The 1,805-nt window shown below is 54.1% G+C and carries 1 rRNA gene; it reads left to right on the top strand.

Features of this window, described 5'->3' with window-relative positions:
* Nucleotides 1-236 precede the first annotated feature (236 nt).
* Nucleotides 237-1,765 (top strand): 16S ribosomal RNA (locus tag RJ60_RS08310).
* Nucleotides 1,766-1,805 lie beyond the last annotated feature (40 nt).

Below are 1,805 nucleotides of genomic sequence, written 5' to 3'. Positions count from 1 at the left end.
AAAAAAGCTGCAGTCGACATTTCTTTCAGAAGAAAGCTTTGAAATCTGAGCCAATCCGCATGTATTCACGCAAAGAAGTGACTAAGGAAACGAACCTGTAACTTGACAGTAGGTAGGGGTACTGGTAATATAGGAATTGCTGACGCGAAGTTAGCGTTAGTAGGAAGAGCGAGCGAAGGAAGAAGGGTCATTGAAAAATGGATAGCAATCCAGCGAGTTTCGAAAAAAACGAGTCATGGATGGAGGGTTTGATCCTGGCTCAGGGTGAACGCTGGCGGCGTGCTTGACACATGCAAGTCGAACGGTATGTGGCAACACATAGAGTGGCGAACGGGTGAGTAACACGTGGGAACGTACCCTACGCAGGGGGATAACTGACCGAAAGGACAGCTAATACCGCATAAGACCGAAAGGTGAAAGGTGCAACTGCACCGGCGAAGGAGCGGCCCGCGGACCATCAGCTAGTTGGTGGGGTAAGAGCCTACCAAGGCAACGACGGATAGCCGGCGTGAGAGCGTGGCCGGCCACAAGGACACTGAGATACGGGTCCTACTCCTACGGGAGGCAGCAGTGCGGAATTTTAGATAATGGAGGCAACTCTGATCTAGCGACGCCGCGTGCAGGAAGAAGGTCTTCGGATTGTAAACTGCTGTGGTAAGGGAAAAATGCCATGTAGAGTGGAAAGCTACATGGAGGGATGGTACTTTACTAGAAAGCCCCGGCTAACTACGTGCCAGCAGCCGCGGTAATACGTAGGGGGCGAGCGTTACCCGGAATCACTGGGCGTAAAGGGAGCGTAGGTGGCCTGACATGTCAACTGTGAAAACCCGGAGCTCAACTCCGGACTTGCAGTTGAAACTGCCAGGCTTGAGGACGGTAGAGGAAGACGGAACTGCCAGTGTAGGGGTAAAATCCTTAGATATTGGCAGGAACGCCGGTGACGAAGGTGGTTTTCTGGGCCGGTTCTGACACTGATGCTCGAAAGCCAGGGGAGCGAACGGGATTAGATACCCCGGTAGTCCTGGCCCTAAACGATGTTCACTAGGTGTGGGGAGCGGAAAGCTTTCCGTGCTAAAGCTAACGCAATAAGTGAACCGCCTGGGGAGTACGCCCGCAAGGGTGAAACTCAAAGGAATTGACGGGGGCCCGCACAAGCGGTGGAGCGTGTGGTTTAATTCGATGCTAAGCGAAGGACCTTACCAAGGTTTGACATGCTGATAGTAGTGAATTGAAAGAGGAACGACCACACTTTGTGTGGAGTCAGCACAGGTGGTGCACGGCCGTCGTCAGCTCGTGCCGTGAGGTGTTGGGTTAAGTCCCGCAACGAGCGCAACCCCTGCTCTTAGTTGCCAGCGGTAAGGCCGGGCACTCTAGGAGGACCGCCGCCGACGAGGCGGAGGAAGGGGGGGATGACGTCAGGTATCGTGCCCCTTATATCTTGGGCGACACACGCGCTACAATGGGTTGGACAGAAGGGACCGAGACAGCGATGTGGAGGAAATCCTCAAACCAACCCCCAGTTCAGATTGCAGGCTGCAACCCGCCTGCATGAAGCCGGAATCGCTAGTAATCGCAGATCAGCCAAGCTGCGGTGAATACGTTCCCGGGCCTTGTACACACCGCCCGTCAAGCCACCCGAGTTGGTAACACCTGAAGATGAGTATCCTAACCGTAAGGAGGGAGCTTGTTTAGGGTGGGATTGGCAAGGGGGGCTAAGTCGTAACAAGGTAGCCCTACCGGAAGGTGGGGCTGGATCACCTCCTTTCTAAGGAGTTTACATCGGATTGCTATCCATCTTTGAGTGA

Origin of the sequence: Mesotoga sp. B105.6.4 (assembly GCF_002896535.1) — a bacterium.
Lineage (GTDB): Bacteria > Thermotogota > Thermotogae > Petrotogales > Kosmotogaceae > Mesotoga.
The sequence above is the reverse complement of the archived record's forward strand: the minus strand, read 5'-3'. Positions and strand labels throughout refer to the sequence as shown.